16 protein-coding genes are annotated in these 14142 nt (G+C 71.4%); 8 read left to right on the plus strand and 8 right to left on the minus strand.

Translation table 11 applies throughout. The features are described 5' to 3' along the window. Positions 1-41 precede the first annotated feature (41 nt). Positions 42-692, minus strand: coding sequence for a response regulator (locus ACWBNA_RS04205; protein WP_482702381.1), 651 nt, complete (start codon positions 690-692; stop codon positions 42-44). Next, positions 689-1846, minus strand: a complete 1158-nt coding sequence (locus ACWBNA_RS04210; protein ID WP_482702383.1) for a sensor histidine kinase — start codon at positions 1844-1846, stop codon at positions 689-691. The genes ACWBNA_RS04205 and ACWBNA_RS04210 overlap by 4 nt, the downstream gene beginning before the upstream one ends. Before the next feature lie 153 nt (positions 1847-1999). On the opposite strand from ACWBNA_RS04210, the gene ACWBNA_RS04215 reads away from it, so the two are divergent. Beyond that, positions 2000-2737, plus strand: a complete 738-nt coding sequence (locus ACWBNA_RS04215; RefSeq protein WP_482702385.1) for a hypothetical protein — start codon at positions 2000-2002, stop codon at positions 2735-2737. Beyond that, positions 2734-2931: a DUF5708 family protein gene (locus ACWBNA_RS04220; protein WP_482702387.1), complete on the plus strand. Its 198-nt coding sequence runs from the start codon at positions 2734-2736 to the stop codon at positions 2929-2931. Before ACWBNA_RS04215 ends, ACWBNA_RS04220 begins: the two co-directional genes overlap by 4 nt. Before the next feature lie 2 nt (positions 2932-2933). Here the strand turns inward: ACWBNA_RS04220 and ACWBNA_RS04225 are convergent, their stop codons facing one another. From ACWBNA_RS04225 to ACWBNA_RS04235, 3 genes are read right to left on the minus strand one after another with little or no spacing between them, the layout of a single operon-like run. Further along, positions 2934-3506, minus strand: a complete 573-nt coding sequence (locus tag ACWBNA_RS04225) for a cob(I)yrinic acid a,c-diamide adenosyltransferase (protein ID WP_482702389.1) — start codon at positions 3504-3506, stop codon at positions 2934-2936. Between the two features lie 13 nt (positions 3507-3519). Next, positions 3520-4269 (minus strand): ABC transporter permease, encoded by a 750-nt coding sequence (locus ACWBNA_RS04230; protein ID WP_482702391.1) that lies wholly within the window; start codon positions 4267-4269, stop codon positions 3520-3522. Between the two features lie 10 nt (positions 4270-4279). After that, entirely contained in the window at positions 4280-5062 is a 783-nt protein-coding gene (locus ACWBNA_RS04235) for an ABC transporter ATP-binding protein (protein WP_482702393.1), read from the minus strand. Positions 5063-5142: 80 nt separating this feature from the next. Here ACWBNA_RS04235 and ACWBNA_RS04240 point away from each other — a divergent pair, with 80 nt between their 5' ends. The 4 genes from ACWBNA_RS04240 (at position 5143) to ACWBNA_RS04255 (ending at position 10118) form a co-directional block, all read left to right on the plus strand. Next, entirely contained in the window at positions 5143-5784 is a 642-nt protein-coding gene (locus tag ACWBNA_RS04240; RefSeq protein WP_482702395.1) for a TetR/AcrR family transcriptional regulator, read from the plus strand. A gap of 150 nt (positions 5785-5934) precedes the next feature. Further along, positions 5935-6783, plus strand: a complete 849-nt coding sequence (locus tag ACWBNA_RS04245; protein ID WP_482702397.1) for a 3-hydroxyacyl-CoA dehydrogenase family protein — start codon at positions 5935-5937, stop codon at positions 6781-6783. 162 nt (positions 6784-6945) lie between these two features. Then, a complete protein-coding gene (locus ACWBNA_RS04250) occupies positions 6946-7269 on the plus strand; it encodes an STAS domain-containing protein (RefSeq protein WP_053753244.1) in 324 nt (107 codons plus the stop codon). A 254-nt stretch (positions 7270-7523) separates the two neighbouring features. Next, the gene (locus tag ACWBNA_RS04255) at positions 7524-10118 is read left to right on the plus strand and encodes an ATP-binding protein (RefSeq protein ID WP_482702399.1); all 2595 of its coding nucleotides are present in this window, start codon (positions 7524-7526) and stop codon (positions 10116-10118) included. Positions 10119-10203: 85 nt separating this feature from the next. Here the strand turns inward: ACWBNA_RS04255 and nucS are convergent, their stop codons facing one another. Continuing rightward, positions 10204-10875 (minus strand): endonuclease NucS, encoded by a 672-nt coding sequence (gene nucS / locus ACWBNA_RS04260; RefSeq protein WP_482702401.1) that lies wholly within the window; start codon positions 10873-10875, stop codon positions 10204-10206. A 245-nt stretch (positions 10876-11120) separates the two neighbouring features. Between nucS and ACWBNA_RS04265 the strand changes: the two genes are divergently transcribed. Next, complete coding sequence (locus ACWBNA_RS04265; protein ID WP_217239336.1) at positions 11121-11513, plus strand: SCO5389 family protein; 393 nt, start codon at positions 11121-11123, stop codon at positions 11511-11513. An 83-nt stretch (positions 11514-11596) separates the two neighbouring features. On the opposite strand, the gene ACWBNA_RS04270 is transcribed toward ACWBNA_RS04265, so the two are convergent. Next, positions 11597-12625 (minus strand): LLM class flavin-dependent oxidoreductase, encoded by a 1029-nt coding sequence (locus ACWBNA_RS04270; RefSeq protein WP_482702403.1) that lies wholly within the window; start codon positions 12623-12625, stop codon positions 11597-11599. Between the two features lie 220 nt (positions 12626-12845). On the opposite strand from ACWBNA_RS04270, the gene ACWBNA_RS04275 reads away from it, so the two are divergent. Further along, entirely contained in the window at positions 12846-13187 is a 342-nt protein-coding gene (locus tag ACWBNA_RS04275) for an ATP/GTP-binding protein (protein WP_383866901.1), read from the plus strand. Positions 13188-13191: 4 nt separating this feature from the next. Here the strand turns inward: ACWBNA_RS04275 and ACWBNA_RS04280 are convergent, their stop codons facing one another. After that, complete coding sequence (locus ACWBNA_RS04280) at positions 13192-14061, minus strand: ABC transporter permease (RefSeq protein WP_482702406.1); 870 nt, start codon at positions 14059-14061, stop codon at positions 13192-13194. Between the last annotated feature and the right edge of the window lie 81 nt (positions 14062-14142).

Here is a 14142-nt window from a genome sequence, read left to right on the forward strand (position 1 = left end):
TAGGTCTGGACCAGTAGGCCTGTTGTGCCACGCCCGTGGCCTCAGATCCCCAACTCCTGTGCCAGTACGGCCGCTTGGACCCGGCTGCGCAGCTCCAGCTTCCCAAGCAGTCGGCTGACGTGCGTCTTCACCGTGGCCTCGGCCATGTCCAGGCGGTCCGCGATACCGGCGTTGGACATCCCCTCGCCGAGACAGGACAGCACCTCGCGCTCCCGGCGGGTGAGGGAGCCTAGGATCGCCGGGTCGGCTCCCGGTTCCCGTACCGGCTTCGCCGCGAACTCGGCGATCAGGCGCCGGGTGACGGCCGGTGCGATGAGGCCCTCGCCGCGGGCCACCGTGCGGACGGCTTCGATGAGGTCCCTCGCCTCCGTGTTCTTCAGCAGGAACCCGGCGGCGCCGGCCCGCAGTGCCCCGAAGACGTACTCGTCGAGGTCGAAGGTGGTCAGCACGAGCACGTCGGCCAGGCCCTCGGCGACGACCTGACGAGTCGCCGACACCCCGTCCAGACGCGGCATCTGAACGTCCATCAGCACCAGGTCCGGCCGCAGCTCCCTGGCCAGCGCCACCGCCTGCTCACCGTCGGCGGCCTCGCCGACCACCTCGATGTCGGGGGCGCTGCGCAGGATGAGGACGAGTCCGGCGCGGACGGCCGACTGGTCCTCGGCGACAAGGACCCGGACGGGTCGGCTCATGCGGGGTCTCCTTGGGTGAGGGGAAGCGTGGCGCGTACGGTCCAGAACGTGCCCTCGGGTCCGGCCTCGAACGTGCCGCCCAGCAGCGCCGTCCGCTCCCGCATACCGACCAGTCCGGCGCCCGAGCCCGGAGCGCGTGGGCCGTCCCGGTCGCCGTAAGGGCTGGTGACCGCGACGGTGAGCGAGCCGTCCCGCTGGGCGAGCGCCACGGTGACGCGGCCGGGGCAGGCGTGTTTGAGGGCGTTGGTCAGCGACTCCTGGACGATGCGGTACGCGGCGAGTTCGACCGGCGCGGGCAGCGGGCCGTACTCGGTGTCGAGGGTGATGTCGAGGCCGTTGGTGCGGGCGCCCTCGACCAGGGAGCCGAGGCCGTCGAGGGTCGGGGCCGCGGCCGGTTCGCGGTCACCGCTGCTGTCGCGCAGGATGCCGATGAGCCGGCGCATCTCGGCCAGCCCCGCGACGCTGTTCTCGCGGATGACGCCCAGCGCCTCCCGGGAGGTCACGGGGTCGTCGAGGGAGAGCGCGGCCGTGGAGTGGATGGCGATCGCGGACAGATGGCCTGCGACCAGGTCGTGCAGTTCGCGGGCCATCCGGGAGCGCTCGGCGACCACCGCCTGGGAGCGGTCCATCTCGGCGAGCAGCGCGGTCTGGTCGGCACGGAGCCGGGCCGTCTCGGCGGCGTCGCGGTGCGAGCGCACGAGTGCGCCGGTGGCGGCCGGGGCGAAGGAGACCACGCCGGTCACGAACCCGATGAGCAGCGCCTCCGGCACCCGCCACCAGGCCACGAACCCGACCGTCACGCCCACCGTGACCAGTCCCGTGGTGACGGGCAGGCGGCGGGCGGCGGACGGACTGCCGTACAGGGCGGCCGCGTACATCAGGTCCGTGTACATGGTGACCGTGACGATGTTGCCGCGGGTGAACTGGTCGGCGACCACCATGACGGTCCCGAGGGAGAGGGCCAGCTGGGGTCTGGTCCGGCGCAGCAGCTCCAGCGCGGACATCACGGCGAGCGGCGCCAGCACCCACGCTCCGGGCAGGGCCCGCCCCGGGTTGGAGTACAGGCCGAGCGCCCACACCAGCACACCGCAGAGCAGTCCGGTGACGGCGACGCACACGTCGAAGCGGTGCGGCCGGGGCGGTCGCGGGGCCATGGCTTCCATCCAACACGGCCCGCGCGCCGCACGCGTGCTTCCCAGGGACCGTCCCGCACTGCATCCTTCGATGTACCGCGACTTCGTCACCGCCGACGACGCCTCGCCCGGATTCCGCCGGGAGCCTGGAAAGGTGACCGAAGGGAGCGAACCGTGATCGTCGCGTTGATCATCGCCTGCGAGGTCGGATTCTGGGTGCTGCTGGCGCTGGGCCTGGCCGCCCGCTATCTGCTGAAGCGGCGCCGGACGAGCGTGGTGCTGCTGCTGTGCGAGCCCGTGCTGGAGCTGGTCCTGTTCGTCGTCACGGCGATCGACCTGAGGAACGGCGCCGAACCGGGCTGGGAGCACGGTCTGGCGGCGCTCTACATCGGCTACACCGTCGCCTACGGCCACTACACGATCCGCTGGCTCGACGGCCACGCCGCCCACCGCCTGGGCGGCGCCCCCAAGCCGGTGGGCCCGCCGCGGTACGGCATGGCGCGGGCCCGGCACGAGGGCCGCCTGTGGCTGCGTACGCTCCTGGCCGCGGCCGTGGCGTGCGCCCTGCTCCAGGGAGCGGTCTGGTACGTCGGCGACGCTGGTGACGTCTCGTCCCTGCGCTCCTTCCAGGGAGCCGCGCTCAGGGCCGCCGGCATCCACGGACTGGTCGCGCTGGCGTATCTGATCTGGCCGAAGAANGCCGTGGCGTGCGCCCTGCTCCAGGGAGCGGTCTGGTACGTCGGCGACGCTGGTGACGTCTCGTCCCTGCGCTCCTTCCAGGGAGCCGCGCTCAGGGCCGCCGGCATCCACGGACTGGTCGCGCTGGCGTATCTGATCTGGCCGAAGAAGGCACCGGCGGGAACCCAGCCGGAACCCCGGACCAGCCTTACGAAGGAGAGTGCCCGGCGATGAGCAAGGCGATGAAGAACCTGCTGGAGGGCGTCGGCACCTTAGGGATCGGTCTGGTGCTGTGGCTGTTCACCGGGGATGTCGAGACCCCGGTCGTGACCTTGACGAAGGTCGGCGTGGTGATGATGTGGGTCGGGGGAGCGTTCGTCCTGCCGGGCCTGGTCCAGGCGCTGCGGCCGTCGGCCGGCGGCCGCTGACGTCAGCGTTCGCCGCCCGGCACCCACAGCACGTCGCCCACGTCCTTGTTCGCGGTGCGCGCCAGGATGAACAGCAGGTCCGACAGGCGGTTGAGGTAGGTCGCGGTGAGGGGGTTCATGACCTCGCCGTGCACCTCCATCGCCGCCCACGTGGACCGCTCGGCCCGGCGTACGACCGTGCAGGCCTGGTGGAGGAGGGCCGCGCCCGGGGTGCCGCCGGGGAGGATGAAGGAGCGGAGCTTCTCCAGCCGCTCGTTGAAGCGGTCGCAGTCCGCCTCCAGCTTGTCGACGTAGAACTGCTCGACCCGCAGGGGCGGGAACTCGGGGTTCTCCGCCACCGGTGTCGACAGGTCCGCGCCCACGTCGAACAGGTCGTTCTGCACACGGGTGAGGACCTTGACGATCTCCTCGTCCAGTCCGCCCAGCGCGATCGCCGTGCCGATCACCGCGTTCGCCTCGTTGGCGTCGGCGTACGCGGTGATCCGCGGGTCGGTCTTGGCGACCCGGCTCATGTCGCCGAGGGCGGTGGTGCCCTGGTCGCCGGTCCTGGTGTAGATGCGCGTCAGATTGACCATGAGGTCAGAGTAGTTACGCGCCGGACGTCCGGAAGACCCGTGTGCCCACTGTCACGGACAGCGTGGCGAAGCCGACGGCCACCAGGACGCCGTACAGCATGGGTGCCGTCGTGTACGAGCCGACGTACGCCTCCCGCACCGCGTCCACCAGATAGCGGAACGGCATGAGGTGCGAGAGCACGTCCAGCCAGGCCGGTGCCAGCGTCATCGGGAGCATCAGGCCGGACAGCAGCATGGACGGCATGCTCAGCGCGTTGACCGCGGGGCCGAACTGCGCCGGGGTGGGGAGCCTCATCGCCAGCGCGTACGACAGCGAGCCCAGGGAGACCGTGAGCAGGGCGACGAACGCGAAGCCGATCAGGACTCCCGCCGGCGGCGCGCGCAGGCCCATCGCCACCGCGGCCAGCACCAGCAGCACCGCCTGGAAGACGAACACCGTGGCGTCGCGCAGGACGCGGCCGAGCAGCAGGGCCAGGCGGCTGACGGGTGTGACCCGCATGCGCTCGACCACTCCCTGGCCGTTCTCGATGATGACCGAGAACCCGGCGAACGACGCGCCGAACAGGCCGAGTTGGAGTAGCAGTCCGGGCACCAGCACCTGCCAGGAACTGCCCTGCCCGCCGAGCGGCAGGCCGGTCAGCAGGGGACCGAAGAACACCAGGTACAGCAGCGGCATCAGCGCGCCGAAGAGCAGCGCGAAGCGGGAGCGCAGGGACTGCCGGAGGTAGCGGCCGTAGATGAGGGCCGTGTCGCGGAGCAGCATCTCGGGATTCCTATACGGCTACGGGGACGGTGTCGGCCGGGGCGGGGCGGCGGCCGGTGATCGCGAGGAAGGTGTCCTGGAGGGGAGCGTCGACCGAGCCGCCGTACTTCAGCTTCAGCGCGCTCGGGGTACCCTCCGCCGCCACCACGCCCTGGTCGACGACCACCAGGCGGTCGGACAGTGCGTCGGCCTCGTCGAGGTAGTGGGTGGTCAGGAAGACGGTCGTGCCGTGCTCGTCGCGCAGCCGGCGGACCAGGTCCCACAGGTCGGCGCGGCTGCCCGGGTCCAGGCCGGTCGTCGGCTCGTCGAGGAAGAGGACCTTCGGGCGGTGTGTGAGCGCCATCGCGATGTCCAGGCGCCTGCGCTGCCCGCCGGACAGCGCGCCCGCCTTGCGGTCGAGCAGGTCGGTGAGGTCCAGGTCGCGGGCCAGTTCCGTGGCGCGCTCGGCCGCCCGGGCCTTCGGCAGGCGGTACAGGCGGCCCTGGGTGACCAGCTCCTCCCGCACGGTGATCTGCGGGTCCACGCCGCCCGACTGCGCCACGTAGCCGCACGCCCGCCGCACCCCGGCCGGATCGGCGGCCAGGTCGCAGCCGGCGACGGTGGCCGCGCCGCCGGTGGGCGCCAGCAGGGTCGTGAGCATCCGGAGGGTGGTGGTCTTCCCGGCGCCGTTGGGGCCCAGGAAGCCGAGGATCTCCCCTTCGCGGACGGTCAGGTCGATGCCGCGCACGGCCTCCACCGGGCCGAGCTTCGTCCGGAAGGTACGGGCCAGACCGGCCGTACTGATGATTGCCATGACCCCAGAAAAACAGAGTCCCTTAAATTTTGCAACAGCCCCAAAAATTCAGAGAGCCCAAGAACCGCTAGGATTCGGACATGGCAGAGGGACTCAGGGAGCGGAAGAAGCGCGAGACCAGGCAGCGCATCTCGGACATCGCCACGGGCCTGTTCCTGGAGCGCGGGTTCGTGCCGGTGACCATCGCGGAGGTGGCGGAGGCCGCCGACGTCTCCGTGAACACCGTCTACAACTACTTCCCCGCCAAGGAGGACCTCTTCTTCGACCGCTCCGCCGGCGTCGTCGAACAGCTCTCGCGCTGGGTGCGCGGGCGCGACGCGGGCGAGTCGGCCGCGCGGGCCGTCCTGCGCGAGCTGCGCGGTGAGGTCGAGGCGGTTTCGCCCCGGGTGGGCCTGATGGAGGGTTACGACCGTTTCCTGCGCGTCATCCAGGACGCGCCGCCCCTGCGGTCCCGGCTGTGGAGTCTCCAGCAGGAGATCCACGACCACCTGGAGGCGACCCTGCGCGAGGAGACCGGAGCGGATCCGGCCGACGCCCTGCCCCGCCTGATCGCCGGTCAGATCGCCTGGATCCACCACACCGTCTTCGTCGCCATCGGCCGTGAGATGACCGCCGGGCGCAATACGGACGAAGTGTCACGAGAGGCCCTCGTGCTTCTCGACGACATCGAGGAGCTGTTGGGCGAGAAGGTGCTCAACTACGCCGTCCGAGGGGAGCGCTGAGCCGTGCCGGTGTGATGTCCGTCAGATGAGACGTGACGCGCATTACTTACCGGTCACACAGCCCCTCACCTTCGCTAGGGTCCGCCGGAGAGGCAATCGTCAACAGCCTGTAAGCGCTCGTGTGCAGTCATTTCAAAGGGGAGTCGCACAGTGGCACGGAAGCTTGCCGTCATCGGCGCCGGCCTGATGGGTTCCGGTATCGCCCAGGTTTCCGCGCAGGCGGGCTGGGACGTCGTCCTGCGTGACGTCACCGACGAGGCACTCAAGCGTGGCACCGACGGCATCAAGGCCTCGTACGACAGGTTCGTGAGCAAGGGACGGCTGGAGGCGCACGACGCCGACGCCGCCCTCGCCCGGATCACCACGACCACCGACCTGGACGCCGTGGCCGACGCCGACATCGTCGTCGAGGCCGTCTTCGAGAAGCTCGAGGTCAAGCACGAGATCTTCCGCGCCCTCGACAAGATCGTGCGGGACGACGCCGTGCTCGCCTCCAACACCTCCGCCATCCCGATCACCAAGATCGCGGCCGCGACGGAGCGCCCGGAGCGCGTGGTCGGCACTCACTTCTTCTCGCCGGTCCCCATGATGCAACTGTGCGAGCTGGTGCGCGGCTACAAGACGAGCGACGAAACCCTCGCCACGGCACGGGAGTTCGCCGAATCCGTCGGCAAGACCTGCATCGTCGTCAACCGTGACGTGGCCGGCTTCGTGACGACCCGTCTCATCTCGGCGCTCGTCGTCGAGGCGGCGAAACTGTACGAGTCGGGCGTGGCCACCGCCGAGGACATCGACCTCGCCTGCAAGCTGGGCTTCGGCCACGCGATGGGGCCGCTCGCCACGGCGGACCTCACCGGCGTCGACATCCTGCTGCACGCCACCAGCAACATCTACACCGAGTCCCAGGACGAGAAGTTCGCCCCACCGGAGTTGATGCGCCGGATGGTTGACGCCGGTGACATCGGGCGCAAGAGCGGGCAGGGCTTCTACAAGCACTGATCAAGCACGGAAACCGCACAGGCCCCTGGGGTATCACACCCCCGGGTGAATTCGGTATCGGTTCGCTTACGGACGGCAACCTCTGACCGTCCAACGCCGTCAGAGGTTGCATCACCGGCCTTTCACTTCCGCGGAGCACGAGACGACGCACGGGGAGCGCATATGTACATCAGGGGCGACCACGCCGAGCTGGTCGTCGGGGGCCGCCTCGACGTCCGCAGCGCGGCGGACGCCCGTACGGTCCTGCACACGGCCGTCGACGACGGAGTCGGCGACCTCGTGCTCGACCTGTCCGAGCTGGACTCCTGGGACGCCACCGGCCTCGGAGTGATCATGGGGGCCCACCGGCGCGCCGGCCGCTGCGGCCGACGGCTCGTGCTGCGCGGCGTACCGCCGCAGATGCAGCGCCTGCTCGTCGCCACGCGACTGCACCGGATCCTCGCGATCGAGGGCGGCATCGGGGTGGAGTCACTGCCCCGGGTGTGACCTCCGGTACACGTGGGGCAAGGCGGCCGGGAGTTCCCGGTTGCGAAAAGCACGGCAGGCGCAATCCTCATGAGACTGTGACGTCTCGGACGGCGCGGGACCCCGGGCTGTCGTAGATACTGTGCAAAGGTTTAGGGTTCGGTCGCCCGCTGCTGAATACCCTCGAGCGGGCCCGGACCAGAAGCGACAGCGCGGTGTGCACAGGCCGGGAGGGGCCGGAGCCGGCACACGACGCTTTTGGGGGGCTTGACCTTATGGACCCGAACAACCGGGAGCCCGAGGAGTACGGCCACGACGGCGACGCCCATGCGTCGAGCCGGCGGCCGCCCAGGGACTCCCTCACCTCGGACTTCGGGCAGCACGCGCCCGCACTCGCCCGCACGGTGCAGCTCGTCGCGGGCGACTACCTGCTCACCGTCAATCCCGTCGACGGCAGCGAGATAGAGGCCTGCCCGCCGGGCGAGCGCCCGGGCCGCCCCGAGAAGTTCGGCGCGGCCGAACGCGCGGAGGTCGCCCGCGCGGCCAGGCCACCGGTCCCGCCCGGCCCGACCCGGCACCAGCCTGCGCTCCTGGCCCGCCAGGAGGAGCGCGAGCGGCTGGTACGGCTGCTCGCCCGCGGCCGCTCCGTACGCCTCACCGGCCCGGCCGGCTCCGGCCGCACCAGCCTCCTCGACGTCGTCGCCGAGGACTGCGCGGACCTCGCCCCCGACGGCGTCGTCCGCCTGAGCGGCTACCACCGCACGTCGAGCGACCTGCTCCACGACCTGTTCTACGCCGTGTACAACGCGCCGCTGCACCGCCCGGACCGGGACGAACTGCTCTCCCACGTCCGTGAGATCGGCGCGGTCGTCGTCCTCGACGACATCGAGTTCGGCGGCGCCGCCCTGGACGAGCTGCTGGACGCCACGCCCGAGTGCGCCTTCCTGGTCGCGGCCACGCCCGACGCGCCCGCCCCGTCCGCCGACTCCGCCCTCGAAGAGGTCTTCCTCGGCGGACTGGAGCGCGCCGACGGCGTGGAACTCCTGGAACGCGCCGTCGGCCGCGTCCTCACGGAGGAAGAGGCCAACTGGGCCGGCGACCTCTGGTTCGAGTCCGAGGGCCTGCCGTTGCGGTTCGTCCAGGCCGGGGCGCTGCTGCGGTACCGCGACCGACTGCGGGCCGGAGCCGGTGCCGTCGACGAGTTCGGCGTCTTCGCGGACGTCACACCGGTCGACGCGCCCTTCGACGCACCGTTCGACGCGGCCACGGACCCGTCCGCGGACCGGTCCTCCGCCCCGGACGAGGGCGAGAACGTACCCCTGCCCGCGCTCGGCGAGGCCGCCGCGCCCGCCCCGCTGCTCGCCACCCGGCTCAGCGACTCGGCGCGCGCCACCCTGCGGTTCGCCGTCGCGCTCGGCGGCGAGGTGCCCCACCAGGCGCACCTGCCCGCCCTCGTCGGCGACACCCACGCGGACGCCGCCCTCGGCGAGCTGGTCTCCTGCGGCCTGGTCTCCCCGGTCGGCTCCCACTACCGCCTCGCCGCCGGCGTCCAGACCCAGCTGGAGGCCGCCGGTTACGACGACGACATCGAGGCCGGCGCCCGCACCGCCGCCCGGCACTACGCCTGGTGGGCCGGACACCCCTCGGTCACCCCCGAGCGGGTGTGCGCCGAGGCGGACGCCCTGCTCGCCGCCCTCGCCCTCCTCGTACCGGGCACGACACCGCCCGCCGAGGGCGAGGAGAGCGCCACCGTGCAGCTGGCTCGCACGGCGGCCCCCGCGTTCGCCGCGGGCGGGCACTGGAGCGCCTGGGAGCGGGCGCTGCGCGCCGGCGCCGAGGCCGCCCGGCTCGCCGGGGACGTCTCGGAACAGGCCTACTTCCACCACGAGTTGGGCATCCTCGCGCTCTGCGGCGGACAGTTCGACCGGGCCCGTGCCGAACTGGAGGCCTCCATCGGCCTGCGCGGCGCCCTCGCCGACAAGCGCGGCACCGTCGCCGGGCGCCGGGCCCTCGCCCTGGTCGCCGACCGCTCGGGCACCGTGCCCGGCCTCGCCGCGATGGTGGGGGAGGAGGTGCCGGACGCCCGCTACGAGGAGTCGCAGTCGCCTCCCGGCGGCGTCCCCACGGCCTTCCCGCAGCTTCAGCGGCCGGCCGACAGCTCCACGCTGGTCACCTATCAGACGTCGTCGCCGGCACCGGCTCCGTCGGGGGCGTCGCACAAGGCCAGGGGCGGTCTCAGGGGCCTTGCCCGGCGCAACCTCGTGGCGGCCGGCGCGGGCGCGCTGCTGGTGGCCGTCCTCGGCACGGTGGTGACGCTCGGGGCGACCTCGGAGAACGACGCCAACAACCCGTCCGACCAGGTCGGCGTCAACCCGTCGGCCAGCCAGGGCCTGACCGACGGCAGCCTGGGCGCGGACGTGCCGAAGAACGACGACGGTTCCGGCGACACCGGTGCGGCCACCAGCCGCCCGACCGACCCGGGCCCGGACGGCACGTACGGCACCTCCGACGACCCGACGCCCACGGGCTCGGCCGAGCCGTCCGACGACCCGAGCGGGACGCAGGGGTCGAGCGCGTCGTCGTCGCCGTCCAAGCCGTCGTCGACGAAGCCGCCGACCTCGCCCAAGCCGCCGACGTCGCCCACCAAGCCGCCGACCACTTCGACGTCCCCGACACCGACGCCGACGCCGACGACTTCGACCTCCCCGTCGACGCCGCCGACTCCGACGAGCCCGCCGGCCTCCTCCCCGGCGACCTCCGACTCGGCCAGCGGCGGCCCGGCCTCCTCGCCGGTGGAGACCAGCAGTTCCGCCGGCGCCCCCCAGACCAGCGAGGCAGGATCGCCGAGCAGCGCGGAGGCGGTGATCTGACGCCTGTACAGGCGCGCGGGTACAGCGCGGAAGGGCCCGGTCCGTGGGAACGGACCGGGCCCTTCACGTCGTGGAGGCGTGAGCGTCAGAACAGCCGCAGCTTGTCGTCCTCGATGCCCCGCAGGGCGTTGTAGTCGAGGACCGTGCAGCCGATGCCGCGGTCCGTGGCGAGGACGCGGGCCTGCGGCTTGATCTCCTGGGCGGCGAAGACGCCGCGGACCGGGGCGAGATGGGGATCGCGGTTCAACAGCTCCAGGTAGCGGGTGAGTTGCTCGACGCCGTCGATCTCACCGCGCCGCTTGATCTCCACCGCGACCGTCCGGCCCTCCGCGTCCCGGCACAGGATGTCGACCGGGCCGATGGCCGTCATGTACTCGCGGCGGATGAGCGTGTAGCCCTCGCCGAGGGTCTCGATGCGGTCGGCGAGGAGCTCCTGGAGGTGTGCTTCCACGCCGTCCTTGATCAGGCCGGGGTCGACGCCCAGTTCGTGCGAGGAGTCGTGGAGAACTTCCTCCATCGTGATGATGAGCTTCTCGCCCGCCTTGTTGATGACGGTCCAGACGCCTTCCTCGTCGCCGGAACCCTCCTTCAGCGTGCAGGGCGGCGACATCCAGTTCAGGGGCTTGTAGGCCCGGTCGTCCGCGTGAATCGAGACGCTGCCGTCCGCCTTCACCAGGATGAGACGGAGGGCGGAGGGGAGGTGGGCGGTGAGCCGGCCGGCGTAGTCGACGGAGCACCGGGCGATGACGAGACGCATGGTCGGCAACGCTACTCGACGGGCCCCAGTGCACGCGATTCGGCCCGGAACATACCTGTTCGGTTGTGGCCGATTGTGTGCCCAATGAGGTCTGTGCATGTACGCATTCTCCTGGTGCCGTCACCGCCCGTTGCTTACGGTAGTAAACGGGAGGTCGCGAGTCGTGTACACAGCGTGTTCGGTATCGCGAACTCCCTTTATCTGTCCGGCAACCCCTGTTGATCGGGGGTGCGAGAGGAGAACCCATGTCGCTCGACGTCTCACCGGCCCTACTCGATCAGGCCGAGCGAGGCGAGGTCGACGAAGCTGCCTTCGTCGACTGCGTCCGGACCTCCCTGCCCTACGCATGGGAGATGATCAGCTCCCTGGTGGCCCAGCTGAAGGTCGACGGCGGTCAGTTCGCCGACAACCAGACGCCTCCGCCGGACGAGCAGGCACGCGGTCAGCTGCTGCGTGCGCTTGCGAGTGACGCGATACGCGGCGCGCTGCAACGGCACTTCGGCGTGCGGCTGGCGTTCCAGAACTGCCACCGAGTGGCGGTGTTCCCGTTGGACTCCTCCGTCGACGAGACGCTGGCCCGTTTCACCTCGGCGCGCAACCAGCTGTTGAACCAGTCCCCGGAGCTTCGGGACTGCTGACGCAGTGAGCTGCTGGCTTGCCGCTCCGTACGCGGGAGGTGCTTCAGTACCGGGGCGGCAAGCTCCCTGCCGGACAGGGCCGTTCAGCCGAGGTGCGGGATGACCTCGGCACCCAGCCGCCGGATGTTCTCCTCGGTGGCCGCCAGGTCTCCCGAACCCTCCGTGAGCAGGGCGAACCGGGAGACGCCGGTCCGTTCGCTGGTCGCCGCGAGGCGGTCGGCGCACAGTCGCGGGGTGCCCACCGGGTGCAGTCCGCAGAGGAGTTCGGTGTAGGCCAGCGGATCGCGCATCGAACGCTCGCGGCCGTCCACCGTGACATGGGCGCCGAGCCCCTGCCTCAGCCAGCCCGGCATCGCCTTCGTCAGCGTCTCGACCGCGTCCTGGCGCCGGTCCGCGATCTGACAGACGCCGGCCGACACATGGGCCGCCCCGAGGACCTGCTCCGGGGGATGCCCGGACGCGCGCGCGTGCCTGCGCCACAGCGCGACCATCTCGGCCTTCTCCTCGTCCCCGACGTGCATCCCGAGCAGCATCGGCAGCGCGCGCTCGGCGGCCAGCCGTACGCTCGCCGGGGACGTGCACGCGACGACGACCTCGGGGCCCGCGGTGTCCGTCAGCGCCTCCGAGGGCCTGGGGACGACGGGGACCTCGCGGAAGGCGAACCGCTCGCCCGAGGCGGCGACCGAGGGCTCGCGCAGCCAGCGCACCAGCAGATCGAGTGATTCGGGGAACCCCGACTCGTACGCCTCGAGGCCCGAGCCGAACACCTCCAGGTCGACCCAGGGTCCGCCGCGCCCCACACCGAGCGAGAACCGTCCGCCGCTCGTCATGTGCAGCAGCGCGGCCTGTTCGCCGAGCGCCACGGGGTGGGTGGTGGGCAGCACGCTGACGGCGGTGCCGACCTGGATGCGGCGGGTGCGGCCGAGCAGTAACGCCGCCAGCGTGATGGCCGACGGACACGTGCCGTACGGCACGAAGTGATGCTCGGCCAGCCAGACCGCGTCCAGCCCGGCCTCCTCGGCCACCTCGGCCGAGCGGACCGCGCGGTGCAGCGCCTCCCCCTGGCCCTGCCCCGGGAACTGGGCAGCCAACACGAAATTTCCTACGTGCATCGCTCTTCCTGCTTCCTTGGCTCCGACGCGGAGCTCCCCCACCCGGCATAACCGTCTGACACGTGCCGAGGACACGGCCTGGCGAAGAGATTTGCGGATTGTCTGCAGAATGGGGCGCCCCGAAGGGGGACTTGAGGGGGTTGGTGCCGTACGCATACCCCCGTCCGTGCCGCGTAGGCTGGACGTGGCCCGCTTCCTGTATAGCCCCGTGAGGTGTCCCGTGTCCCCGCGTCGCAACCGACCCAAGGGAGTCGGTTCGTCAGGTTCGTCCGGCCGGAGCGCCGAGGACGACCGCTCCGGCCGCTACGGCGGCTTCCAGTCCGCCGAGGACTGGCGGGGCGAGCAGTGGAGCGTGCGTCATGTGGCCGGGGCGAGCGCCCAGGGCAAGGCGTACCGCTGCCCGGGCTGCGAGCAGCTGATCCCGGACGGCGTCCCGCACGTCGTCGCCTGGCCCGAGCACTCGGGAGTCGACGAGCGCCGCCACTGGCACAAGGCGTGCTGGAACGCGAAGGACCGCCGCACCACGCGGGTGCAGCGGTCCCGTAACGCGCCGAGGTTCTGACGCTCTAGACGTCCCGCCTCTCCAGCAGCGCGAAGGCACCGGCGAACGCGGCGGCCGTGACGCCGGCGGCGATCCACAGCGGGTCCCAGCCGGACGGGCCCGTGTCGGTGAGGGAGTTGGAGTAGAAGACGCTGAGCTGGTTCGGGATCGAGTACTCGAACAGGGCCTGGCGCACGTCCTCCAGGGACGCCGAGAACATGAACAGCGCGATGACCAGCGGAGCCAGCACCAGGCCGATCATGATGGTGATCGCACCCGCCGAGTGCCGGATGATCGAGCCGATCACCAGCGAGAGCAGGCCGAGCAGCGCGATGTAGAGCGAGATGCCGACCGTGCCCTTCAGCCACTCCTGGCCGGTCGGCTCCCTGGCGCCCTCCAGCATGGCGACGTCCGCCATGGCGACCAGCAGGACCGAGGCCAGCGTCACCACGAACGCGACGGAGAAGAACACGATCGCCTTCGCCGCGAGGACCCGGCCGCGCGAGGGGCACGCCACCATCGTGGTCCGGATCATGCCGGTGCCGTACTCCGAGGCCGTGGTCAGCACGCCGAGCGTGATGATGCACATGCTGCCGAGGAGCAGCCCGAAGACGCCGAAGGACAGCGGGTTCTCGCCCGCGAGGCTCTCCTCGGCCGAGTTGGCGGCGACCAGGGCGCCGGCCGCGAGGCCGAGGCCGACGACGAGCAGGACGAACACGCCGAGCGTCCACATCGTGGAGCGCACCGACCTGATCTTCGTCCACTCGGAGGCGATCGCGTGCCCGAGGTGGGTGCGCACGACGGGGATGGGCGAGGTGTACGTGGGGTGCGACGGTCCGGGCGCCGCCTGCCACGTGGGTGCGGCCTGCGGCATCTGGGGCTGCGGGGTGCTCATCGGGCGTCCTCGGGCTTGTTCAGGTCGGCGGCAGGGGCGGAGGAGGCGGGGGCGGGAGCTCCCGGGGCAGGGACGGCGGCG

This window comes from Streptomyces sp. Q2 (genome assembly GCF_056820935.1).